General features: G+C 71.3%; 1 protein-coding gene. It reads left to right on the top strand.

Translation table 11 applies throughout. The annotated features are described in order from the left end of the window. The coding region (locus MMF94_RS43175; RefSeq protein WP_241043298.1) for an LLM class flavin-dependent oxidoreductase at positions 1 to 895 on the top strand (895 nt) is incomplete at both ends.

The following is an 895-nucleotide window of genomic DNA, read 5'->3' as shown; positions in this document are numbered from 1 at the left end:
TGTGGGTGGCAGACCGCGCGATCCTCGTCGACCACCTGCTGCGCGGGCGCCTGATGCTCGGCGTGGGCCCGGGCTCGCTGCCCACCGACGCCGCGATGATCGGGCTGGAGCCGTCCGTCCTGCGTCCCGCGCTCGGTGAGGACCTGGAGGTCTTGCTGCGGCTGTTGCTCGGCGAGGGCAGGGTGTCGCACAAGACCGACCGGTACGAGCTGGTCGAGGCCGCCACGCAGCTGGCCCCGTACTCGGATCCGGTCTTCGACATCGCGGTTGCGGCCACCGCGTCGCCGGCCGGACCGATCCTGGCCGGCAAGCACGGGCTGTCGCTGCTGTCGCTCGGGGCGACCACGCGGGAGGGCTTCGACGTGCTGGCCCACCACTGGGACGTGCTGGAGGCGGAGGCTGCGAAGGCCGGGCGGCCCACCGACCGGTCGCGCTGGCGGCTGGTCGGCCCGATGCACATCGCCGAGACCCAGGAGCAGGCGATCGAGGACGTCCGCTACGGCTTGGACGTGTTCTGCGAGTACACCCAGAAGACGATCGCGCTGCCCACGTTCCGGGCGGTGGGGGACACCTTCGAGGAGCGGGTCGCCTGGATCAACGAGACCGGGCTCGGCGTCATCGGCACGCCGGACATGGCCATCACCCAGATCCAGCGGCTGATGGACCAGTCGGCCGGTGGGTTCGGCTGCTACATGATGATGCAGCACGACTGGGCCAACTGGGAGGCCACGCAGCGGCACTACGAGCTGTTCGCCCGCCATGTCATCCCGGCGTTCCAGCCCTCGCAGCGCCGGTTGCTCGCGGCCCAGGAGTGGGCGCGTAGCCGCCACGGCGAGCTCGACGCCAAGAACGGCGCGGCCATCCAGGCCTGGACGGACAAGTACGCCGCCGAGCG

Origin of the sequence: Pseudonocardia alaniniphila, assembly GCF_022524485.1 — a bacterium.
GTDB lineage: Bacteria > Actinomycetota > Actinomycetes > Mycobacteriales > Pseudonocardiaceae > Pseudonocardia > Pseudonocardia alaniniphila.
The sequence above is the reverse complement of the archived record's forward strand: the minus strand, read 5'-3'. Positions and strand labels throughout refer to the sequence as shown.